At 72.6% G+C, this 22,202-nt stretch carries 22 protein-coding genes; 5 read left to right on the top strand and 17 right to left on the bottom strand.

What is annotated here, in order from left to right:
• Positions 1 to 69 precede the first annotated feature (69 nt).
• From HNR21_RS02645 to HNR21_RS02665, 5 genes are all read right to left on the bottom strand, one after another.
• Positions 70 to 792, bottom strand: coding sequence for a DUF8817 family protein (locus HNR21_RS02645; RefSeq protein ID WP_312880797.1), 723 nt, complete (start codon positions 790 to 792; stop codon positions 70 to 72).
• A 288-nt stretch (positions 793 to 1,080) separates the two neighbouring features.
• On the bottom strand, positions 1,081 to 1,962 hold the full coding sequence (locus HNR21_RS02650) for a poly(ethylene terephthalate) hydrolase family protein (protein WP_182703885.1): 882 nt from the start codon (positions 1,960 to 1,962) through the stop codon (positions 1,081 to 1,083).
• A gap of 249 nt (positions 1,963 to 2,211) precedes the next feature.
• The gene (locus tag HNR21_RS02655) at positions 2,212 to 3,783 is read right to left on the bottom strand and encodes a multicopper oxidase family protein (RefSeq protein WP_182703886.1); all 1,572 of its coding nucleotides are present in this window, start codon (positions 3,781 to 3,783) and stop codon (positions 2,212 to 2,214) included.
• Entirely contained in the window at positions 3,780 to 4,412 is a 633-nt protein-coding gene (locus HNR21_RS02660; protein WP_182703887.1) for a hypothetical protein, read from the bottom strand. The genes HNR21_RS02655 and HNR21_RS02660 overlap by 4 nt, the downstream gene beginning before the upstream one ends.
• Positions 4,409 to 5,824, bottom strand: coding sequence for an MFS transporter (locus HNR21_RS02665; protein ID WP_182703888.1), 1,416 nt, complete (start codon positions 5,822 to 5,824; stop codon positions 4,409 to 4,411). Before HNR21_RS02665 ends, HNR21_RS02660 begins: the two co-directional genes overlap by 4 nt.
• A gap of 109 nt (positions 5,825 to 5,933) precedes the next feature.
• Here HNR21_RS02665 and HNR21_RS35830 point away from each other — a divergent pair, with 109 nt between their 5' ends.
• Positions 5,934 to 8,654, top strand: coding sequence for an ATP-binding protein (locus HNR21_RS35830; RefSeq protein WP_182703889.1), 2,721 nt, complete (start codon positions 5,934 to 5,936; stop codon positions 8,652 to 8,654).
• Positions 8,655 to 8,957: 303 nt separating this feature from the next.
• On the top strand, positions 8,958 to 9,584 hold the full coding sequence (locus HNR21_RS02675; RefSeq protein ID WP_182703890.1) for a helix-turn-helix domain-containing protein: 627 nt from the start codon (positions 8,958 to 8,960) through the stop codon (positions 9,582 to 9,584).
• A 173-nt stretch (positions 9,585 to 9,757) separates the two neighbouring features.
• On the opposite strand, the gene HNR21_RS02680 is transcribed toward HNR21_RS02675, so the two are convergent.
• Positions 9,758 to 10,054 (bottom strand): hypothetical protein, encoded by a 297-nt coding sequence (locus HNR21_RS02680; protein WP_182703891.1) that lies wholly within the window; start codon positions 10,052 to 10,054, stop codon positions 9,758 to 9,760.
• Positions 10,054 to 10,542, bottom strand: a complete 489-nt coding sequence (locus HNR21_RS02685) for a hypothetical protein (protein WP_182703892.1) — start codon at positions 10,540 to 10,542, stop codon at positions 10,054 to 10,056. The genes HNR21_RS02680 and HNR21_RS02685 overlap by 1 nt, the downstream gene beginning before the upstream one ends.
• Positions 10,543 to 10,771: 229 nt before the next feature.
• Between HNR21_RS02685 and HNR21_RS02690 the strand changes: the two genes are divergently transcribed.
• Positions 10,772 to 11,908 carry a helix-turn-helix domain-containing protein gene (locus HNR21_RS02690; RefSeq protein ID WP_182703893.1) on the top strand — a complete coding sequence of 379 codons (1,137 nt, stop codon included), beginning with the start codon at positions 10,772 to 10,774 and terminating at the stop codon, positions 11,906 to 11,908.
• Positions 11,909 to 11,921: 13 nt separating this feature from the next.
• Positions 11,922 to 12,230, top strand: a complete 309-nt coding sequence (locus HNR21_RS02695; RefSeq protein WP_119728079.1) for a 4a-hydroxytetrahydrobiopterin dehydratase — start codon at positions 11,922 to 11,924, stop codon at positions 12,228 to 12,230.
• A 235-nt stretch (positions 12,231 to 12,465) separates the two neighbouring features.
• On the opposite strand, the gene HNR21_RS02700 is transcribed toward HNR21_RS02695, so the two are convergent.
• A complete protein-coding gene (locus tag HNR21_RS02700) occupies positions 12,466 to 13,329 on the bottom strand; it encodes a metallophosphoesterase family protein (RefSeq protein ID WP_182703894.1) in 864 nt (287 codons plus the stop codon).
• Between the two features lie 121 nt (positions 13,330 to 13,450).
• On the opposite strand from HNR21_RS02700, the gene HNR21_RS02705 reads away from it, so the two are divergent.
• Entirely contained in the window at positions 13,451 to 13,963 is a 513-nt protein-coding gene (locus HNR21_RS02705; protein ID WP_182703895.1) for an HAD domain-containing protein, read from the top strand.
• Between the two features lie 21 nt (positions 13,964 to 13,984).
• Here the strand turns inward: HNR21_RS02705 and HNR21_RS02710 are convergent, their stop codons facing one another.
• The 9 genes from HNR21_RS02710 to HNR21_RS02750 all read right to left on the bottom strand — a co-directional run bounded on the left by HNR21_RS02710 (position 13,985) and on the right by HNR21_RS02750 (position 21,737).
• A complete protein-coding gene (locus tag HNR21_RS02710) occupies positions 13,985 to 14,386 on the bottom strand; it encodes a nuclear transport factor 2 family protein (RefSeq protein ID WP_182703896.1) in 402 nt (133 codons plus the stop codon).
• 14 nt (positions 14,387 to 14,400) lie between these two features.
• The gene (locus tag HNR21_RS02715) at positions 14,401 to 14,553 is read right to left on the bottom strand and encodes a hypothetical protein (protein ID WP_182703897.1); all 153 of its coding nucleotides are present in this window, start codon (positions 14,551 to 14,553) and stop codon (positions 14,401 to 14,403) included.
• Positions 14,550 to 15,716 (bottom strand): AI-2E family transporter, encoded by a 1,167-nt coding sequence (locus HNR21_RS02720; RefSeq protein ID WP_246441930.1) that lies wholly within the window; start codon positions 15,714 to 15,716, stop codon positions 14,550 to 14,552. The genes HNR21_RS02715 and HNR21_RS02720 overlap by 4 nt, the downstream gene beginning before the upstream one ends.
• Before the next feature lie 11 nt (positions 15,717 to 15,727).
• The gene (gene mnhG, locus HNR21_RS02725; protein WP_182703898.1) at positions 15,728 to 16,057 is read right to left on the bottom strand and encodes a monovalent cation/H(+) antiporter subunit G; all 330 of its coding nucleotides are present in this window, start codon (positions 16,055 to 16,057) and stop codon (positions 15,728 to 15,730) included.
• The gene (locus HNR21_RS02730) at positions 16,054 to 16,320 is read right to left on the bottom strand and encodes an MrpF/PhaF family protein (RefSeq protein ID WP_119728072.1); all 267 of its coding nucleotides are present in this window, start codon (positions 16,318 to 16,320) and stop codon (positions 16,054 to 16,056) included. Before HNR21_RS02730 ends, mnhG begins: the two co-directional genes overlap by 4 nt.
• Positions 16,320 to 16,811, bottom strand: coding sequence for a Na+/H+ antiporter subunit E (locus HNR21_RS02735; protein WP_182703899.1), 492 nt, complete (start codon positions 16,809 to 16,811; stop codon positions 16,320 to 16,322). Before HNR21_RS02735 ends, HNR21_RS02730 begins: the two co-directional genes overlap by 1 nt.
• A 134-nt stretch (positions 16,812 to 16,945) precedes the next feature.
• Positions 16,946 to 18,499: a Na+/H+ antiporter subunit D gene (locus tag HNR21_RS02740; RefSeq protein WP_182703900.1), complete on the bottom strand. Its 1,554-nt coding sequence runs from the start codon at positions 18,497 to 18,499 to the stop codon at positions 16,946 to 16,948.
• Entirely contained in the window at positions 18,496 to 18,882 is a 387-nt protein-coding gene (locus HNR21_RS02745) for a Na(+)/H(+) antiporter subunit C (protein ID WP_182703901.1), read from the bottom strand. The genes HNR21_RS02740 and HNR21_RS02745 overlap by 4 nt, the downstream gene beginning before the upstream one ends.
• Positions 18,879 to 21,737 carry a Na+/H+ antiporter subunit A gene (locus HNR21_RS02750; protein WP_220500018.1) on the bottom strand — a complete coding sequence of 953 codons (2,859 nt, stop codon included), beginning with the start codon at positions 21,735 to 21,737 and terminating at the stop codon, positions 18,879 to 18,881. Before HNR21_RS02750 ends, HNR21_RS02745 begins: the two co-directional genes overlap by 4 nt.
• Positions 21,738 to 22,202 lie beyond the last annotated feature (465 nt).

The following is a 22,202-nucleotide window of genomic DNA, read 5'->3' on the forward strand; positions in this document are numbered from 1 at the left end:
CTTTCCCGGCGAAGCGCCGAACGGACACGATGCGCCGTGCCGCTCAGTGCCGCGCGGGATGCTCCCGCCCTAGACCGGCCTGTCGCCTCGGATGTCGCGCAGGTCGCGTTCGAGGTCGGCGGCGGTGGCCAGGGTCTCGGTGAGTGAGGTGCGTTGGGCCTCGGTCAGGTCGAGGGCGCGGAGGCGGGTGAGGAGGGCTTCGGCGTGGTCGGGGTCGTCGAGGCGGACCGCCAGTTCGGCGCGGTAGACGAGGGCCTCGGCCAGGACGGTGGGCGGTGTGGCGGGGCCGGCCTTGGCGAGTTTGCCGTCGAGGATCTTGGCGGCGTGGCGGGCGTCGCCGCGGGAGTCGCCGAAGACGACGGCGTTCTCCAGAGTGCGGGCGAGGGGGTCGGTGGCGTCGGACGGGGCGGCGCCGGTGCTCATGTGCTGGTGGATGCGGATCCAGTTGCCGCCGGGGTCGATGACGCTGAAGCCCGAGGCGTTGCCGATGTTCTTGCGTCTGCGCGGGCGGGTGATCCGCGGGATTCCCGACAGCAGCAGTTTCCCGTGCACGGCGCGCATGCCCGCCGCGAACTCCTCGAACACCTCGGCGGTGTCCTCCACGCCGATGACGCAGGATCCGTACGACTGCTCCGGGTCGAAGCCGGAGATGCCGGCGAAATGCAGTTCCACACCGCCGCGCCGGACGGCGACATAGGGATTGGGACGGGTCTGCCGATAGGTGCGCTCGAAACCGAGCATGCGGTAGAAGTCGACGATCTCGTCGATGTCCGGGCACGGCAGAATGGGCACGACGATCTCATTGCTCACAGCGGCCCCCTGGCATATGTCGCGGCTGGGCGGAAGATCGCCCCACCGTACCCGTGGCCCCTGGTGATAAGCACATCATCAATTATTAAGAGCGCGATTTCCAGAGGCGGGGGCGGTGACCGGCCGGGAGGGGCGCCGCGGTCGCGTTCCCGTGCCACCGGGGGAGCCGTTTCCTCGCCCCCACTCCCCCGGTGACGTCGTTTCCCGCGCTCACCGGCGGCGCCGTTCAGGCGATGGAGCACGTCCGGGCGCCGCCGGGTCGGCGGGGCCTCAGGAATGGGGGCAGGTGTCGCGGTATTCGCTGATCTGGGTGCTCGGCCTGGGGGCGGGGCACAGGAACTGGTCGTAGCGGGTGTCGTTGTCGACGAACCGCTTCATCCAGGAGATCGTGTACTTGGCGACCAGGTCGGACTCGGCCGACGGCTCCATGTGGCCGCCGCGGGCGATTTCCAGGTACGCCTTGTCGGGGGCGTTGGACATGCTGGTGTAGAAGGCTTCGGCGTGCGTCCGGACGGGGGCGATGTTGTCGTTCTCGCCACCGATGATCATGGTGGGAACGCGGACGTCGTTCCAGGTCTTGTCGGTGTGCCAGGGGGCGAGCGGGACCGCGGCCTGCAGCGTGGGCCGCTCCGCGGCGGCGGCCAGGCTGGCGCCGCCGCCCATCGAGTGGCCCAGGACGGCGAGCCGGGTCGGGTCGATGCGGTCGCGGACGCGGCTCTGGGTGGTCAGGTGGTCCAGTGCGGCCAGCAACTGGTCGCCCCGCGAGGCCGGGGTGTCGGTGGCGCCGTCGGAGGTCAGGGTGATCACCACGAAGCCCTGCGAGGCCAGCCGGGGACCGAACCAGCGCACGATGGCCTCCGGGGACACGAACCCGGGGATCGCCGCGATGGCCCCGAAGGTGCCCTGGCCGGTGTCGGTCGGGTAGAAGACGGTGCCGCTGTTGAAACCGGCGCCGACGCCGCCGGACACCTCCATCTGGGCGATGGCGAACGGGCCGCGGGCGGCGGTGACGCTGCGTTCCGTCGGGTCGGGGCCGCGCTCGTAGGGATTGTCGGCGGCCTGGGCGGCGGTGGCGGCGGTGCCGGTGCCGGCGACGGCGAGCGCCGCGGCGGCCAGCGCCAGCCGCAGCGGCCTGCGGTGACTTCTGCGCACGGTCTTTCCTTTCGGAAGGGGCGGGGGAACCGTTTTCGACGGGCCCGGACGGGACACCGCCGAAAACGGTTCGGCGTGCGCGAATCAGCGTGCACCCGCGGTTGATCGCTTTCTTCGACGCCGGCCGCAGGTTTTCCGGCGGATTCCCCCGCTCGCCGACAAGTTCCGGCCCCGACAAGGGCTCTTCCGCCTGGCGGAAACACCGCAGAGGAATTCATCAGCGGATGAGCGTCACCGCCCCCGTTCCGCTCAGTGATGATGAGCGGAGGGAGGGGCCTGCGGGACCTGGCCGGGCTCGGTCACCACGAACTGGCCCATCAGCCCCTGGTCCTCGTGGTAGAGGACGTGGCAGTGGAACATGTACGGGGTGCGCGGGTCGGTGTGCTCGCCGAAGCGGAGGGCGATCCGCACCGGCCTCCGGTCGGGGATGTAGACGGTGTCCTTCCAGCCGCGCAGTTCCGGCGGGGGCGGTGCGCCGTCGACCGACAGCACCTGGAACTGCACGTCGTGGACGTGGAAGTTGTGGGGCTTGCTGTCGATCGCGGTGATCTCCCAGACCTCGGTGGTGTTCCGGACGACCCCGAAGTCGATGCGGTTCATGTCCATGCGCCGCCCGTTGACGCTGAAGCCGGACAACTCGAACCGCCGGGTGACCGGGGCGGACGCGGCGGCCAGGGCGGGCGCGGCGGCCAGCCGCGAGGGCAGGGCGGGTGAGGGCGCCAGCCGCGCCGCCGGGCGGAACTCCATGACGTCGAGGGTGTCGTCGCCGCCGGAGAACCGGCCGTTCCACACGTCCACCCCGAGATCCGGCGGGTGGCTGCGGAGCACGGCCCGCCGCCCCGGACGGAACGTCACGACGATCTCGGCGCGCTCCCCCGGCGACAGTTGGATGCGGTCGGTCTCGTACGGGGCGGGCAGCAGGCCCCCGTCGCTGCCGACCACCGCGAACGACCGCCCGTCGGTGAACCCGAACCGGTAGACCCGCGCCCCCGACCCGTTGAGCAGCCGCAGCCGCACCCGTTCCGTCGTCACCTCGTGGTACGGGTGCAGGACGCCGTTGACGAGGACCTGGTCGCCGAGGACGCCGACGCCGTTCATGGGGCGGCGTCGTTCGACCAGCCGGTTGTCGTCGTCCAGCAGCACGTCCTGCACGATCAGCGGGATGTCGTCCACCCCGTACCGGGACGGCAGCCCGGCCACCGAAGCGTCCGGGTCGTCGACGATGAACATCCCGGCCAGCCCCCGGTACACGTGCCGGGCGGTCTGCCCGTGCGGGTGCGGGTGGTACCACAACGTCGCGGCGGGCTGGTCGATCGTCCAGTACGGCGACCAGGTGGCGCCCGGCGCGATCGGCTGGTGCGGGCCGCCGTCCATCCGGGCGGGCAGGTGCATCCCGTGCCAGTGGATCGTGGTGGTCTCCGGCAGGTCGTTCCGTACGTTGACCTGGACGGTCTCGCCGCGCGCGGCGCGCAGGGTCGGCCCCAGCATCGGCCCGTTCAGCCCCCAGGTCTCGGTGGGCCGGCCCGGCCGGAGCCGCCGCCGACCGGGAGCGGCCCGCAGGTCGAAGACCCGGCGGCCGTCCGGGTCCCGGGTGGACCGCGCGAGCGGCGGCACGTACAGCCGGTCGGTGAACGACACCTCCCCGGCGGTGCTGATGTCGGCGGAGGCCCACTGCCATCCGGCCCAGCCCCCACCGGCGGCCAGGACGGACGGGACTCCGATCAGGCCCGCCTTCAGCACGGTGCGCCGGGTGATCCTCGGGCCCTTCCGCGCGGGTCCGGCGGTCTCGGCCGCCGCCGGCCGCTGTGAACGGAGGTTCATCGGGTGCTCTCCTTGACGGTGACGCCGGCCGCGCCGCCGGCGATGACCACCGAGTACGGCGGCGCGGTCCGGGCCCCGGGCGTCCAGTCGGCCAGCCCGCCGCCCACCGCCCCGAACCGGCGGTCGTCCAGCGCGATCTTCGTGGCGCCCCCGGCGATCTCCAGCCGCACCGGCACCCCGGCGGGCCGTTCGATCACCAGGTCCCGCACCGACGCCAGCCGGACGGTGCGGGGCGCGTCCGGGCGTCCCAGCACCAGCCGCACATGGGCGGCGCCGGAGTGGATCGCCACGGACCGCACCGCCGCACCGGTCAGGTCGGCGTCGAGGTGGGCGGCGCCGCCGTGCACGTCGAGCGCCCAGGGGACGTTCGCGTTGATCCGCACGGCGGCGCGGCGGGAACGGCGGGGCAGCGGGAGGCGGCGCGGATACTCGACGTGGACGTTGCGCCCGTAGGCCCACACGTCCGGCCGGAAGCCGGTGAACGTGGCCTCCATCAGGTCGGTCATGTCCGCGTCGGCGCGCAGGTTGACGTGCTCCAGCCCGTTGTCGAAGCACAGCCGGGCCACCGGCCTGCCCTGCTCGCCGGGCATCGGGACGACGACGCCGTCCGGCGTGGCCCGCACGGTCATGACATGCTCCGCGCGGTCCCGGGCAGCGCCCGGCACAGCGCCAGCCCGACCAGGAACGCCACCGCCACGAACCCCAGCGACAGTTGCGCCGCCCGGTCCGGGCCGTGGTCGAGGAACGCGGTGAACAGCGCCCCGATCACCGCGATCCCGGCGGCGCTCGACACCTGCACGGCCGTGTTGGCCACCCCGGAGGCCGCCCCCGCGTCCTCCTCCGGCACGTCCGACAGCCCGATGTTCACCAGGATCGGCGCGACCAGCCCGAACCCGACGCCGCCGAGCAGCAGCCCCGGCACCAGATGCCAGGCCGACAGTCCGTCCGCCAGCTCGATCGTCGCGATCAGCGCCGACATCGCCAGGACCAGCAGCACCGTCCCCACCGCCACCAGCCTCCGCCCGGCCGTGGCGGCGAACCGCACCGCCGTCCCGGAGGTGACGGCCAGCCCCACCGGCCAGGCCAGGAACGTCAGCCCGGTGCGCAGCGCGGAGAACCCGTGCCCCTGCTGCAACTGCCAGGTCAGCACCAGGAACAGCGCGGAGATCGAGGAGAACACCGCCACCACGATCACCATCCCGGCCGCGAACGACCGCCGCCGCAGCAGCGACATCGGCACCAGCGGCATGCCCCCGGCCCGCTCGCGCCGCGTCTGCGCGTACGCGAACGCCGCGAGCACCGGCACGGCGGCGGCCATCATCGCCCAGCCCCACCAGGGCCAGCCCAGCTCCGAGCCCTGCACCAGCGGGTACAGCGCCAGCAGCAGGCCGAGGGTCACGATCGCCACGCCCGGCACGTCGAGGCGGGGCCGCCATTCGGCCCGCGACTCGCGCATCAGCGCCGCCGCCCCGATGAAGGCGGCGATCCCGATCGGCACGTTCACCCAGAACACCGAGCGCCATGCGGTCGGGTCGTCGCCGACCAGCAGCCCGCCGACGATCGGCGCCGCCGCGGCCGCCACCCCGTTGACGGCCCCGTAGATCCCGAACGCCTTGGGCCGTTCCGCCACCGGGAACGCGACCTGGATGGTGGACAGCGCCTGCGGCACCATCATGGCCGCCGCCGCGCCCTGCACGGCGCGCGCCGCGATCAGCATCCCGATCCCCTGGGCGAGCCCGCAGGCCGCCGACGCCCCTGTGAAGCCGGCGACCCCGATCAGGAACATCCGCTTGCGGCCGAACAGGTCCCCGAGCCGCCCCCCGGTGATCAGCAGCAGCCCGAGCCCGAGCGCGTACGCGGCCACCACCCACTGGATCCCGGCGTGACCGGCCCCCAGGTCCGCCTGGATCGCCGGGGCGGCGACCAGCACGATCGTGATGTCGACCAGATCCATGAACACGCCGAGCAGCACGATCCCCAGCGCCGCCCAGCGCCTGGGGTCGGCCGCCCGCGGCGGTCCCGTCGTCTCCTGCACTGTCATCGTCGCTCCTTTCCGACGATGACGAGAGTCGCGCTGAGCAGCCGGAACGCACCTCGGTCAGGTGCCTTATCCGCTACCTCAGACATGCCGGACCCCTACGCTTAGGGCGATGCTGTTCGTGGGACGCCGGGAACTGGTCGCGCGGATCGACGGGGACGCCGCGCGCGGGGACTTCCGCATCGTCGTGGTGGGCGGGCCCGCGGGGATCGGGAAGACCCGGCTGCTGGAGCATGTCGCGGCGCGGGTCTCCGGGCGGCTCGTGCTGCGCGGGGCGTGCGTGGAGCTGGGCACCGAGGGACTGCCGATGGCCCCGGTGACGGCGGTGCTGCGGCAGTTGGCGGCCTCGCCGGGGCCGGAGGAGCTGGCCCGGCTGCTGCCGGGGGTGGACGGGCTGCTGCGGCTGCTGCCGGAGTTCGATGCGGGCGGGCGGGGGCCGGAGCCTCGGGCGCGGACGTTCGATCTTTTCGCGGCGTTGTTGCGGAGGCTTTCGGCACAGCGGCCGGTGTTGCTGCTGATCGACGATCTGCAGTGGGCGGATCCGTCGACGCGGGACCTGCTGGACGTGCTGGCGCGGACGCTGGGGCCGGCGCGGGTGCTGCTGGTGGCCGCCTACCGGTCCGACGACCTGGATCGGGGCCATCCGTTGCGGCCGTTCCTGGCGCAGTGGGGGCGGCTGCCGAACGTGCATCGCGTCGAGCTGGAGCCGCTGTCGCGGGCGGAGACGGCGGAGCTGGTGCGGCGGCTGCATCCGGGGGCGGACGAACGGTTCGTGGAACGGGTGTTCCGGCGTTCGGGCGGCAACCCGTACTTCGCCGAGGAACTGGCACGGGCGGGCGGCGAGGAGATGCCGGACACGCTGCGGGACCTGCTGCTGGCGCGGGTGCAGCGGCTCCCCGAGCACGCCCGGCACCTGGTGCGGGTGGCGTCGGTCGGGGGCGGGCGGGTGCCGCACGGGCTGCTCGCCGCGACGGCCGGGCTGGACGAGGCGGACCTGCTCTCCGGGCTGCGGGCCGCCGCCGACGCCCGGGTGCTGATCCCCCAAGGTGACGGTTATGCGTTCCAGCACGGTCTTTTCCGCGAGGCGGTCCGGACCGAATTGCTGCCCGCCGAACGCGCCCGTCTGCACCGCGCGTACGCCGATGCGCTGACCGTCGATCCGGGGCTGGTGGATCCGGACCGGCATGCCGCCGAGCTGGCGTTCCACTGGCACGGCGCGGGGGTGGCGGACCGTGCTCTGGCGGCGACGCTGCGGGCCGCCGAGGTCGCGGACCGGCTGCACGCCCTCGCCGAACGGGCGCAACTGCTGGAACGCGCCCTGGACCTGTGGGAGGAGGTGCCGGAGCCGCCCGCGGACGTGGACCGGCTGGGGCTGTTCGAGACGGCGATCATGGCGGCGGGCTGGGCCGGTGAGGGCCTGCACGCGCTGGACCTGATCGACCGGGCGCTGGCCGAGGCCGACCGGTCACGGGAGCCGGGCCGGACCGCGATGCTGCTGGCCCAGCGCGGGATGGCGCTGGCCGAGCTGGGCCGGGACGGTGCGGTCACCGCCGTGGACGAGGCCCTGTCGCTGGCCGTGCCGGATGCCGGACGGGCGCGGGTGCTGGATCTGGCGGCGGCCGTTCTGACCCTGTCCGGGGAGCCCGCGCGAGGCCGGGACGCCGCACGTGAGGCCGCGGATCTGGCCACCGACACCCGGCTGGAGACCAACGCCCGGATCACCCACGGGTGGGCGCTGTGGGAGCTGGGCGAGTACGAGTCGGCGGCGGAATCGCTGCGGACGGCGCTGGACCTGGCCCGCCGCGACGGTGACGACCAGGCGGTGGCGCGCGCCGCCCTCAACCTGGCCGGGACCCTGCACGACCTGGGCCGTGACGCCGAGGCGGAGGAGGTCGCGCGGACCGGCCTGGAGGCGTCCCACCGCGCCGGCCTGGAACGCACCCTCGGCGTACGGCTGGCGGCCCGGCTCGTGGCGGTCCTGACGGACGCCGGGCGCTGGCCGGAGGCCGAGACGGCGGGCCGCAGGGCGCTGGCCCTGGACCCACCGGGAGTCCAGGGCGCCGAGCTGCACGCCCTGCTTTCCGGACTCGCGCTGGCCCAGGGCCGGATGGACGCCGCCCGCGAACACCTGTCGGCCGCCCGTTCACTCCAGGAGGCCGCCGCCCCAGTGCTCCGCCAGTCGGCGCTGCTGGCGCTGGCGGAGAACGCCGTCCCAGCCCTGGGCGAAGCCCTGACGGGCACCGTTCAGGACTGGTCCCTGCTGGCCACCGCCGCGCAGATGCCGGAGCTGGCCGCCGAGGCCGCCAAGGCCGCGTCCAGCCTGCCGACGAACACCCCCGTCTGGTCCGCCCATGCCACCCAGCTCGCCGCCGCCCTGGGCAAGGACGCCTGGACCGACGCGGTCACCGCCTGGGACGGGTTGCGGAGACCGTTCCCCGCCGCCCGAGCCCGCCTGCGCGCCGCCGAGGCCGCCCTGGCCTCCCGCGACCGTTCGGGTGCGCAGGACCTGCTGCGCACCGCCGCCGACCAGGCCGAACGCCTGGGCGCCGAGCCCCTTCTGGAGGAGATCCGCCTCCTGGCCCGCAGCTCCGGCCTCCCGCTCACCGACACCGCCCCCGACGAGGCCCCCGCCATAGAACGCCTGGGCCTCACCGAACGCGAAGCCGAAGTCCTCCGCCTGGTCGCGGCCGGAAAGAGCAACCGCCAGATCGGCGAGGAACTGTTCATCTCCACCAAGACCGCGAGCGTCCACGTCTCCAACATCCTCGCCAAACTCAACGTCGGCAGCCGAGGCGAAGCCGCCGCCCTGGCCCACCGCCTCGGCCTCTTCTGACCCCTTCGGGCAACACGACCGACAGGCGAGGCCGGCCGAAGGACCGGCGACTGGGGACACGACGCCCGGCGGCACGGCCGCGACCGCCGCGGGCGGCATGTCGAGAGCGGGCCGTGACCGCGCCCGGCGATGTACGTCACGGCCAAGGCGCGGGAGTCCGGATGCCGCTCGGGCGTCCGCACGGCCTGTTCACCGGCAGACCATTACGTCACCGCCCATGATGTTTTTTGACGCCTGCGCGGAAATCGATGCTTACCGCGCAGAGGTGGTGACCCCCTGCGGATTCGGGCGTACCTTTCGGTCATGAACCAGCGGGTCATCGAGCTGGAGCTGGAGATCGCCGACTGGCTGGATCAGCTCCTCCCGGCACGGTTCGCGTTCGCCGCCTTCGCCATCCACCTGATCGCCTCCTACGGCGCCCTGCGCGCCGATCACCGCGTACAGCGTCTCGGCGACCGGTTCCGTCAGGTGAACGTGCTGCGGTTCTACATCGACACCGAGCCCACGGGCCTCAGCTACTGGTGTACGCCGCAACGCCGCATCGTCCTGCTGACCGTCTGGCGGATCGCGCGCATCCCCGAGGCCGCCGAGGCCGCACGCGCCCGCCAGGCACTGCGCGACTGTTCCGCTCATCCCCCACAGGAACATCGGCTCTGGTCGGAGTTCGTCCCGCGACGCATGCGAGAACCCGGTGTCGCCGAGACCTACCGAGAGGCCGCCGCCGCGCACGCCTTCGGCCAGACCGTCCGCCTCCTGCGCAGGCGCCGCCGCCTCAGCATCGGCCAGCTCGCCGCCGCCGTCGGCACCACGGACGCCCTGATCACCCGATGCGAGGCGGGCGGCCTGCCCACCGCCGCCTCGCTGGCCGCCCGCATCGCCACCGTCCTGGACTGCGAACACGCCCTCGCCCGCCCACCGGAGGGCACATGACGGATGGGCGCCCCCCGGCCGGGGCGGGCGGAACGCCGGCCGACCGGGGCGACGGCCCATTCCCCGGCCACGAGCCGGGCGATCAGCGTCGATGAATCATCGCCCTCGGCCCCGGCCGGGCTCGGCGACTCGAACAGCCTGTCCTCCTTGGCTTCCCCCCGTGGCGTATGGCGTCAACGGGACGGCGGAGGCGGTAGGGTCCGCCGTTGTCCGCCGAGGATGCCTTTGACGGCCACCACGGCGTCCATGGTCCGGGTGACCTCGCAGATCGGGGCGCCGCCGGGGCCGGTGTACCACAGCCGCCAGGCGTCCGAGGGACGGCGCTGCACCCACACCTCGGCGACCCGGCCGTCACCGGCACCGGCGGTGAGATGCCACCCGGCGACGGTGACGCGGTACCCCTGACCGCGCAGCACACCGGCGAGCCGCTGCAACGCCTCCCGCCGCTCGTCATCCCCCGGGTTTCCCATCACGCCGCCTCCACGGCCAGCCCCAGCCTGCGGCGCAGGCCCCGCCAGAACGCCCCCGGCACCCCGTTCCGCCCCGGCGGCGGAACGTCCGGCACCACCCAGGGAGCGGACGGCGGGGCGGAGTGCATGGCGGTGCGGGAGGCCAGGGACCGCACCCGTCCGCCGTCCCCGCCCGCGCCGGACGCCGTGTTCTGCCGCGTCGCCTGGGAGACCCGGCCCGCCGTCGAGGGCGCGATGGCCCGGCGAGAACGAGACGCCGCCAAAGCCTGTTCATGCTGAACGAGCCGGCAGACCAGCCCGTCGAGGGTGGGCGCGTGCAACAGGCCGGGCGCTCCGGGCGGCGCGGCGAACCACAGCCCCGACTTCGGCCCGTACCAGGGAACGGCGTCCGGATACCGCACCCGGATCTCGGCGAATCGCCGCCGCTCCTCCTCCAGCCGGGGAACGGGAACCGGCCACGCCGGCGGCGGCGCTAGGGTTCTGCTCACGTCAGGACTCACCTCCTGGCCAGGCCCCGGTCCCCCTGGTGTTCGCCCACCGGGCCGGGGCCGTCTGCTGTCCGGGATCGGCCGCCTCGGACCGCCGCGTTTCCCGGACGGAACGCCCTCATGAAAACCGGCACCCGGTTACCGTGGAAGTCGTTGAACCCGTTGAAAAGTGTTGAGTCATCCGAACTCAACACCGAAATGTCCCCTTCGGCACGATCGGGCGGGCACGATGACCTTCGGTGAGACATTGCGGAGCCTCATGAGGGAACGCGGCTTGTCCCTGCGCAGGCTGGCCAAGCTGTCCCATTACGACGTCGGCTATCTGTCCAAGGTCGCCAACGGCCACTGGACGCCGTCCCGCACCCTGGCCGAACGCCTGGACACCGTCCTCGACGCCGACGGCAGACTCCTCGCCCTGGTCTCCGAAACCTCCTCTGCTGACAGCCGACCTCCCTGCGTTCCCCATCAGGGACCTGTCGCCCCGGAGCTGGTCATGTACTTTCTGGAGCAGTTGCCCGGTCACTACCGTGCAGACATGTGGCTGGGGCCACGTCATCTCATCCCGACCGTCATGACCCAGGCGCAACTCATCGAGGAGTTGAGCCAGGCAGCCGACGCCCCGGTACGCCAAGGACTGTTCGGCGCTGGTGTTGCCTACTCGTCCCTGCTGGGCTGGCTGTACCAGGACGCCGGTGACATCGATCGGTCCGCGTATTGGCGTGCCACAGCGCTTGACATGGCGCACCGATCGGGTGACCCACAGCTCATTTCCTACAGCCTCACCAACAAGGCGATGCTGGCCATCGACCTCGGCGACGGCCGCGCTGTCATCGACTACGCCACCGCCGCCATGGTTGACGAGCAGCGGCTGTGCTCGAAGGTCCGGGTTCTGGCCCTCGTTCACCAAGCGCACGGCCATTCTCTGCTCCCCGGCTGCGACCGTGCCGACGTCGACCGATTGCTGGACAGTGCGGCCGATCTGATCGAACAGGTCGATGACGAATACCCGTGGGGGAACGCCTGCCACCGGACCCGCAACTACATCGACGTTCAGCGGGCCACCGCGTATGTACGGCTGGGCGTCTATCGGGAAGCCGCCGACCTGTGGGAGCAGATCCTCGGGGCCGCGCCGGGATCGGCGCGTCGAGACGACGGAGTGTTTTGGGCTCGGCAGGCCAGTGCGCTCGCCGCCCTGTCCGAGCCTGAGCGGGTGATCGAGATCGCGGCATCGACGGCACCGATCGTGAACGGCACAGGGTCGGCGCGGCTTCGGCGGGAGCTGAAAGCACTGCCCACTCAGGCGGAGCGATGGCGCGAAAGCCGCCATGGCCGGGAACTGGTTGAGATCATTTCAGGGATCGTCTGACCCGGAGGTGCCGATGGTCCCCAGACCCCTGACCGATGAGGAGATCGCCGCCGAGCTGGCCCGGTTGCCGGGCTGGACCCGCGAGGGCGACTCGATCACCAGGACGTACCGGCACACGTACCACGAGTGCGTGCACCTGGCGATGTACGTCGCGGCCAAAGCGCGGGAGGTCGGGCACCACCCCGACATCCACATCACCTGGCAGCGCATCCGCTTCGCGATCACCACGCACGACGCCGGGCACCGCCTGACCGTGAAGGACTTCGAGCTGGCCCGGCACATCGACGCGATCGCCACCGGCCACGGCGCCGAACCGATCTAGTGGCGTGAACGGGTCGCCGGAAAGGTCGAGCCGTACGCGGACGCCACGATGATCGCCGAACTGCAGGCGGCACTGACCGGATGGTTCCGCAATGACCAAGACCCCAAGGAAGCACGTGAGACTCGGCGGCACCGGCGACGTGGTGGAGCATGCCCGGAAGATCGGCGTACCGGTTGACGTGGTGTGGCCGGACGGTGCCGAGCGCGAGTAGGGCGGTGCGGGCTGTGTCTCGCGTTCAGTGGGTGGTGAGGAGGGTGGGCAGGTCCAGGGCGTCGCCGTTGACCTCGGCAAGCCATGGGTCGTGGATGTACTCGAAGTCGTAGGTCTCGGTGTCGAGCAGGCCGATGCTGCCGGGGGCTATCCGGGGTCCGAGGTCGGGGTCTTCGCCGTGTCTCTTGGGCTGGACCAGTTGGGCCAGGGCGTAGGAGGTCGTCCGGCCGTAGCGGCGGGGGCCGTTCTGGTGGTGGTAGTGGCCGCTGACGTGCAGGCGGGGCTGGAGGTGTTCCAGGAGCTTGAGCAGTTTCGGTGAGCCCTGGATGGTGCCGTGTCTCTCCGACATGCCGTACGGGCCGTCGTGGGTGATCAGGATGTCCACGCTGCCGGGTTCGGCGGCGAGCAGGCGGGCGTACGCGTCCGGGTCGAGGTCCATCTTGCCCGGCAGTTCGATCAGGCCGAGGAACGCGGTGCGCTGCCCGGCGACCTCGATGACGTTCCCGCAGGCGACATGGCGGTGGGAGCCGAGCGGGTCCACGGGGGTCACGACGGCGTCACCGGCCTGGTGCAGGGAGGCGAGCCAGTCGTGGTCCTCGTGGTTGCCGCTGACGAACAGGAACGGGGGCACCTCCGCAAGGGCGAGCCGCACCCCCTCGGCGATCCGGGGCGGCGGGTCGAGCAGGCGGAAGAAGTCATGCTGTGCGGGGTTGTCCGCCCCGAACCGGCGGCTGGGCTCATCCCACCGCTCGGGCGAGGGGTACGCGCCCAGGTCCCCCACCTGGATCAGCGCGTCGAGCCGGATCCCCCGCCGCCTCCCGAGCAGCACCGCCGCACCCAGCGCGTGCAGCGCACAACCGTGAACGTCACCGAAGAACGCAACTTTCATCGTGCCCCCTTTCACGACGAACGATGTCACCCTCGGTGCCCCGCCGAAAGTGATTTCGCGACGCGACATGGAAGGACCGACGCCTCCCGACGGCAATGCGGACCCGCGTTATCGTGCGGACATGACAGGCCCGGCGCAGCCACCACTGCTGTTTCTCGATGTCGACGGCCCGCTCATTCCCTTCGGAGCGGCACAGCCGTATCCGACCTTCCCCCTGGCGGACGGGAACGATCCCCATCCGCTGCTGGACAGGATCGATCCCGGGCACGGGACCCGGATCAGGGCGCTGCCGTGCGAACCGGTCTGGGCGACGACCTGGACGGCCGACGCCAACGAGTGCATCTGCCCGCGTCTCGGCCTGCCGCGACTGGCCGTGGTGGACTGGCCGGATCCGCATGAGCACGACGAGCGGATCGGGCTGCACTGGAAGACCCGCGCCCTCGTCTCCTGGGCGGCGGGACGTCCGTTCGCCTGGGTCGATGACGAGATCACCGATGTCGATCGGGCCTGGGTCGCCGCCCACCATCCGGGTGAGGCCCTTCTCCACCGCGTGGACGCCCGCCACGGCCTCACCGACGCCGACTATGTCGTTCTCGAGGAGTGGTTGCGCAAGACTCACGCGCAACACGGGTAGTGGCCCGGCCACCCGCCTCGTTCAGCCGCCCAGGGGGACGCGGCGGGGGAGGACCTTGCGGCGGGTGATGCGCCAGCCGTCCGGGCCTCGCCGGACGGTGTCCTCGTAGGTGACGCTCGCGCAGGTGCCGTCCGCGTTCACCCCCAGGCCCTTCGAGACGGCGAAGACCTCGTCGGGGCCCTGGGAGGTCAGGACGATGTTCGTGACGTGGTGGCCGACCGGGTTGCCGGCGCCGAGGGCGAGGGCGGCCTCCTGGATCGCCGCCAGGCCCTGCAGGACCCCGAAGCCCAGGGCCGTGACGTCGTAGGCCACGTCCTCGGTGAAGACCTCGTGCAGCAGGTCGAGCCGGCCGTTGTCGATCAGGTGCCCGTGCATGCGGATCAGCTCGGTGATCGACACGCGGTCCTCGGCGGAAACGGCCATGACGGTCCTCTCGCTCAACGATCCCCGAACGCGCGCGTCTCCTCGCCCGCCTCCAGTACGACCTCGAAGACGCGGGCCGGTTCGCCGGCGTCCTGGAGGGCGTGGCGGGTGTGCGGCACACCGGTCGGCTTCCGCTTGATGACGCTCTCGCAGCCGGAGGCCGTCACGCCGAGCCCTCCGGAACGGGCTCGGGAGGGGGCGTTCGGCCGGTCTCGCGGAGGCTGAGGGTGACGCGGTAGGTGATGGCGGCGATGGGGACGGCGACCACGGCGCCGGCGACTCCGGCCAGGAGGGTGCCGGCGGTGACGACGACCAGGATGACGGCCGGATGCAGGCGCAGGGCGCGACCCATGATCAGGGGTTGCAGCAGGTTGCCCTCGGCCTGCTGGACGGCCAGCACCACGCCGAGCGCCAGCAGGGCGTCGGTGATGCCGTTGCTGACCAGCGCGACCAGCACCGCGATCGCCCCGGCGAGGGTGGCCCCGACGATCGGGATGAACGCGGCCACGAACGTCAGCAGCGCCAGCGGCAGGGCCAGCGGAACGCCGATGATCGCCAGGCCGGTGCCGATGCCGACGGCGTCGACGGCGGCGACCAGGAACGTTCCGCGGATGTAGGCGACCAGGGTGCGCCAGCCCGCCGCGGCGGCGGCGCTCACCCGGGGGCGGTGCCGGTCGGGCACCAGGCCGAGCGTCCACCGGGCCATCTGCTCGCCGTCCTTGAGCAGGAAGAACAGCAGCACGAGGGCCAGCACGATCGAGGTCAGCACCTGGGCGGCGGCGGTGGCCCCGCCGACCGGGTCGGGGGCGGCGTTGCGGAGCGCGGTGACGAGCCCGTCGACGGCGGCGTCCAGTTGCCGTTCGGAGACCGGCAGCGGGCCGGTGACCAGCCACTCGCGGACCCGGTGCAGGCCCTGCTCGGTCTGCCGGCTCAGGCTGTCCCACTGCCCCACCACCCGGTTGGCGATCAGGGTCAGCGGCAGCGCGATCGCCCCCAGCAGGGCCAGCAGCCCGCCCAGCGCGGCGGCCCACGCCGGCGCCCGCAGCCGCCGCAGCCCGTTCGAGACCGGCTGCACCAGCGCGGTCATCAGCAGCGCCGCCACGATCGCCAGGGTCAGCGGGGCCAGCCGCACCAGCACGTTCACGACCAGGTAGACGGCGAGCGCGATGATCAGCAGGTACGCCCCGGTGACGGCGGCGACCCGCAGCCCGGCGGGCACCCCCATCCCGTCCCGCCGCACCCGTGCGGCCTCCCCGGACAGGCCGGTCGAGGGGGGCCGCTCCGGCGGGGGCTGGGGCGGGGCGGTCTTCGTGCGTCTGCGAAACGGCATGGGGCGGCTCCTTACCCCCGTTCGTCCGACTCGTCGATGACCAGGAACGCCGGATGCACCTCACCGGCCCGGTAGGCGGTCGCGCCCACCGTCTGGGCGATCACCGGGGAGGTCATCAGCTGGAAGATCCCCACCAGCACCAGCGGGGTCACGTCGGCGACCGACTCCATCTGCGCCGCCGCCCCGATCAGGACCAGCAGCAGGCCGATGGTCTGCGGCTTGGTCGCCGCGTGCAGCCGGGTCAGGAGGTCGGGGAACCGCGCCATGCCCAGCGCCCCCAGCACGGAGAACACCGCCCCGGCGGGCAGCAGGACGGCGGTGAGGACATCGGCGAGGATCATTCGCGCCGCCCCCGTTCCCCGGCCAGCCGGGCGGCGGTGACCGTGCCGACGAACCCGAGCAGCGCGATCACCACCAGGGAGGCGGCGTTGGCGGCGGTTCCCTGCGTCGCCGCGTGCACGGCGACCCCGCTGACCAGCAGCACCGACAGCACGTCCAGCGCCAGGATGCGGTCCAGCGCGGTCGGCCCGCGCACCAGCCGCGCCATGGTCAGCAGGCCCGCCGCCGACAGCAGCGCGAGGGTGAGGGCGTAGACGGCGTTCATCACGGGGCCTCCTTCTCCAGGGGGCGGCCGAACACCCGCATCAGCCGGCGCTCGGTCTCCAGCACCTCGTTGCGCACCCGTTCGGCTCCGGCCCGGTCGTGGACCGGCATGGCGTGGACGTACAGCAGCGACTCGGCCCGGTGGACCTCCAGCACCAGCGAGCCCGGCCGCAGCGAGATGCTGTTGGCGACCATGATCAGCATCACGTCGGAGGTGGAACGGAACCGCACCCCGACGATCCCGCCCCGCACCGCCTTCGCGCCGCGCAGCGCGTACCAGCCGATGACCGCGCTGGAGACGACCAGGTCGGCGACGAACGCCCCCAGCGCCCGCGCCAGCGCCACCGGCCCGATCCGCCCCGGGGACACCGGCAGCGCGGGGAACCGCGTCGCCAGGTACGTCAGCGCGATCACCACGATCCCGCCCGCGACCACGGCGAGGTCGGCCCGCCCCCACAACGCCATCCACACCAGCAGCAACCAGGCCGCCACCGTCAACCTGGGGAACGCGCTGCCTCCGCTGCGGTCGTGCCCGTCACCTCTGGGGGACGACCCCCAGACCCCCGAAGACGCGCCAGACGATCCTCGCTCCGCCGGCGCTCCGCTGCGGTCGTCTGGCGCGTCCCTCACGGCCGACTCCCTTCCCGCACCGCGTTCTGATAAGCCGAACGGTCGAGGAGGTCGGTCGCGGCCTGCAGGCTCCACGAGGTCAGGGGTCCGGCGAGGACCGCGACCGCCAGGCCGAAGGCGACCATGCCGGCGGTCACCCCGCGGACGAGGCCGCGGCTGTAGCGCTGCGGGCGGGACAGGCCGGGCTCCTCGCCGGGTTCCTGCTCGGGGGGCAGCTCGGGTTCCGGGGCCGGCGGGCGGGGGCGCCAGAACGCCAGCGTCCACACCCGGCTCATCGCGATCAGGGTCAGCAGCCCGGCCAGCACCGCGACCCCGGCGACCGCGTACCCCAGCGTCCGGCCCGACCCGAACCCGGCCTGCAGCAGCGCCAGCTTGGCCACGAAGCCCGACAGCGGCGGCACCCCCGACAGGCTCATCGCCGGCACGAAGAACAGCACGGCGGTGAACGCCGAGGACCCGGCCAACCCGCCGAGCCGTTCCAGCGACGTCTCCCCCGTCTCGTCCTGCATGATGTCGCTGACCAGGAACAACGTCGCCTGCACCACGATGTGGTGGACCAGGTACAAGATCGCCCCGGCCAGCCCCGCCACCGAGAACAGCGCCAGCCCGAACACCAGGTACCCGATGTGCCCGACCAGCGCGAACGACAGCACCCGGTGGATGTCCTGCTGGGTCAGCGCGCCCAGCAGCCCGATCAGCATGGTCGCCGCCGCCAGCACCAGCAGCACCGTGCCGGTCCGCCCGTCGGGGAACAGCAGCGTCTGGGTGCGGATCAGCGCGTACACGGCGGTCTTGGTGAGCAGCGCGGCGAACACCGCGGTGATCTTGGTGATGGCGGCCGGGTAGCTGTCGGGCAGCCACAGGTGCAGCGGCGCCACCGCCCCCTTGATCCCGAACACCACCAGGAACATCAGCGCCAGCGCCGTGCGCAGCCCCTCCGGCAGGTCGGCGATCCGCGTCGACAGGTCCGCCAGGTTGACCGTCCCGGTGGCGGCGTACGTGACGGCGACCGAGGCCAGGAACAGGATCGAGGAGGTCAGGCTGACCACCACGTACGTCATCCCGGCGTGCATCCGGGCCGGGTTGGGCGCCAGCGTCAGCAGCACGTAGCTGGAGGCCAGCATGACCTCGAAGGCCACGAACAGGTTGAACAGGTCACCGGACAGGAACACCAGGCACACGCCCGCCGACAACGTCAGGTACGCGGGATAGAAGAAGTTGGGCTCGGCCTCGGAGTGCCCGACGACGCCCTGCCCCACCGCGTACAGCAGGATCGCCAGCAGCACGATGCTCGACACCAGCAGCATCAGCGCCGACAGCCGGTCGGCGACCAGGGTGATGCCGAGCGGGGCGGGCCACCCGCCGACCTGGGTGGTGATCACGCCGTGGTCGGCGACGGCCGCCAGCACCCCGATCGCGGCGGCGACGGTGGCGGCGAGGATCCCGATGCCCAGCAGCCGCAGCGCGTTCTGCCACCGCCACAGCAGCAGCCCGAGCGCCGCCCCGGCCAGCGGCACCGCGTACGGGAGCGGGAGCAGGACGTCGTTCACCCGCCGTCCTCCTCGTCGTAGCCCTCGCGGCGGGCCTCGGCGGCGGCGATCCGGCGGTCCTCCACGTCGTCCTGCACCTCGTCCTCGCCCAGGAACAGCCAGCTCCGGTACGCCAGCGCCAGCAGGAACGCGGTCACCCCGAACGTGATGACGATCGCGGTCAGCGCCATCGCCTGCGGCAGCGGGTCGGCCATCGGCCCCTCGCCGCGCCGCCCCAGCAGCGGCGGCGCCCCGGCCGGTCCGCCCGCCTCCAGCAGCGCCAGGTTGGCCCCGTGCCCGAGCAGCACGAACCCCACCACGATCCGGATCAGCGAACGCTGCAGCAGCAGGTGGAAGCCGACCCCGAACAGCACCCCGACCACGACCACCAGCACCAGGCTCATCGCGTCCCGCCCTCCCGCTCGGGCTGCTCGGGCTCCTCCTCCAGGCTGGTGCCGAGGGTCCTGGTCAGGCTCAGCACCAGTCCCAGCACGAGCAGGTACACGCCGATGTCGAAGAACAGGCCGGTCGGCACCTTGACGTGACCCAGCAGCGGCCAGGTCCACTCCCAGGTGTCCGACTCCAGGAACGCCCCGCCGACCGCCCACGGGGCCGCCCCGGTGACCAGCGCGAGCCCCAGGCCGCCGCCGATGAAGACGTTCGGGTGGACGGGCAGGGCGGCGGCCAGTTCCCGCATGCCCCCGGCGATGTAGCGGAGCACGAACGCCGACCCGGCGACGAGCCCGCCGACGAACCCGCCGCCGGGCTGCACGTGCCCCACCACCAGCAGGTAGACGGAGAACACCAGGATCGTCGGGATCAGCAGCCGCGCCGTGACCGCCAGCAGCACCGAGGGCGGGCCGAGCGGAGGGCGCCCGGGGGCGGCGAGCCAGCGGCCCCTGCGCGGCGTCCCCTCCGGATGTTCGAAGCGGCCCTCGTGCATGCCGGTGAGCACCAGCGCCCCCACACCGACCGCCGCGACGGCCAGCACGCTGATCTCGCCGGAGGTGTCCAGGGCGCGCAGGTCGACCAGGATGGCGTCGACGACGTTCCCGGCCCCCTCGTCGCGGGCCTCGGGCACGTACTCGGGGCCGACCGGCGCGTCCCGCCGGTTGAGCACCATCACGGCCAGGAGCACCGCGACGAACGTTCCGAGGGCGGCGCTGACCAGCCCCGAGGCCGCCTGCAGCCGGCGCGGGCGGCGGCGCGGCGGGAACTCCTCCGGCAGCCGGCGCAGCACGAACACCAGCACGATCAGGGTGAGGGTCTCCACGATCAGCGAGGTCAGCGCCACGTCGGGAGCGCCGTGCAGGATGAACAGCCCGACCATGGCGTACCCGACCCCGCCGAGCAGGAGCGCGGCCGACAGCCTGCGGCGCACCCGCATCGCGGCGATGGCCCCGGCGACGACGATGAGGCCGAGCACGGCCTGTACGGGGTTGTCCCAGAGGATCAGCCCGCCGTCCTGGAGGGGCGGGGCGGTCTCCTTGGTGAGTCCTGCGACGAGGCCCATGCCGGGGATGGCGAGAACGGTCAGGACGATGACCGCGAGGTACGCGGGGAGGGAACCGACCTGTGTACGCCGTGTCAGCCTGTGCGCCACCAGGAACAGCGCCTTGACGGCGACGCGGTAGCCGCCTTGTGCGGTGGGGAGGCGTTCGGCTCTCTCGTGCAGGGCGCGCGGGGCTTTGAAGTAGACGGCGACGCCGAGCGCGAGGATCACCACGGAGGTCATGAGCGGCAGGGTGATGCCGTGCCACAGGGCGAGTTCGTAGGGCTTGGTGGCCGTGAGGCGGTCGGCGTAAGGCTGGATGAGGTCCTGCCACACACCGGGCGCCAATCCCGCGAAGAAGCCCGCGGCCGATAGGACGGCGATGGGCCACCAGGCGAGCCTGCTGACGCGGTCCTGCCGCTCGGCGGTCAGGACCCGCTTCACGTAGGCCCACGTGAACGCCCTACGCGAGGGGGGTTTCTCCCCGCTCCCGCCTATGTCGCCGCCGAATGCGTTCTGCAGGAAGCGGATCCCGTACGCCACCGTGAACACCGACCCGGCGGCGACGCCCGCGAACACCAGCAGATCCCAGCCCCCATGGGCGAACGCCTCGAGCGCCGCCTCCTTGGCCACGAAGCCCAGGAACGGGGGGATGCCCACCATCGACGCCACGGCGGCGGCCATGGCCAGCCCCAGGTGAGGCATGCGTTGCCCCACTCCGTGGAGCGCACTGCCCTGGCGCGTTCCATACGCGTGGTCCACAACGCCCGCCGCCAGGAACATCGGGGCCTTGAACAGCCCGTGGGCCAGCAGCAGCGCCAGTCCCGCCAGCGCGGCCGTGCGCGTTCCGGCCCCGCACAGCACCATGAGCAAGCCGAGCTGGCTGATCGTCCCGTACGCCAGGAGCCGTTTGAGGTCGTCCTGCCAGAGGGCGTGCCAGCCCGCCACGACCAGGCTCACCAGGCCGACGGCGATCACCAACGGCCGCCACACCGCCGTCTCGGCGAACCCCGGCGCCAGCCGCGCCACCAGGTACACCCCGGCCTGCACCATCGCCGCCGCGTGCAGGTAGGCGCTCACCGGGGACGGCGCCACCATCGCCGCCGGCAGCCACGAGTGCAGCGGCATCTGCGCCGACTTGGCGAACGCCCCCAGCAGGATCAGCACCAGCGCCAGTTCCACCGCCCCGCCGCGCGGCGGGTCCGCCAGCAGCACCGAGATCGTGAACGTGCCCGCCGCCTGGCCCAGCACGATCAGCCCGGCCAGCATCACCAGCCCGAACCCGGTGGTCATGACCAGCGCCTGGTTGGCCGCCCGCCGGTGCTCCCTGTCCTGTGGCGTGAACCCGCCGATCAGCAGGTACGAGCACAGCGTCGTCAGCTCCCAGAACACGTACAGGACCAGCAGGTTGTCGGCCAGCACCAGCCCCGTCATGGCCCCGGCGAACGCCACCAGCACCCCGATGCCCAGCGTCGGCGGCTCGTCGAAGTACCAGGCCGAGTAGACCAGGACCAGCGCCCCGACCGCCCCGATGAGCAACAGCAGCACCCAGGCCAGGCCGTCGAGGCGGAACTGCGGCACCAGCCCCAGCTCCGGGGCCCACTCGATCATCTCGGCGATCTGCTCGCCGGCGGCCACCGGCCCGGCCTGGCGGACCGCCCAGATCACCGTCACCGCCGGGGCCAGCGCCGCCACCAGCGCCATCAGCCGCCGGTCCCGCCGCAACGCCCACGGCACCAGCACCGCGACGACCGCGTGAAAGGCCACGAGCATCACCATGACCGCAGGCCCCTCAACGCATCCCCCCTCGTTCCGGCGTGCGGCCGATCTACCCGCCTGACGCGCCCGAAACGGCATGTCCCCGTCCGCCGGCCACGAGGTGTCCGCCGGAGGGCAAATTCGCCGCCCCTTGCCGCACCCTTTGCCGCCGGCCCCGCTCCGCCGACTCGACGGCGGACCCCGGCCCGGCACACGCGAAACGACAGCGTTATCGGTCTGTGTCGCTTTCGGGTTTCGGACAGTCCCCACTGAGCCTCGGAAACGTCTATGATCTTGGCCGCCGGGGAACGTGAGTACCCGGTCTGGCCCCGGGACCGTGTCGCCCCACCTGCCGGGGCCTTTCTCATGCCCTTCGCCCCGCCGGGACGACGCCACGGTCTTCGTCGTCGCCGTGGCCGACACCCTCGCCACGGCCCCGGCGACGGCCGACGAGGCCGTCCTCGCCCAGGTCGC

It is taken from the genome of Thermomonospora cellulosilytica, assembly GCF_014138835.1.
Classification (GTDB): Bacteria; Actinomycetota; Actinomycetes; order Streptosporangiales; family Streptosporangiaceae; genus Thermomonospora; species Thermomonospora amylolytica.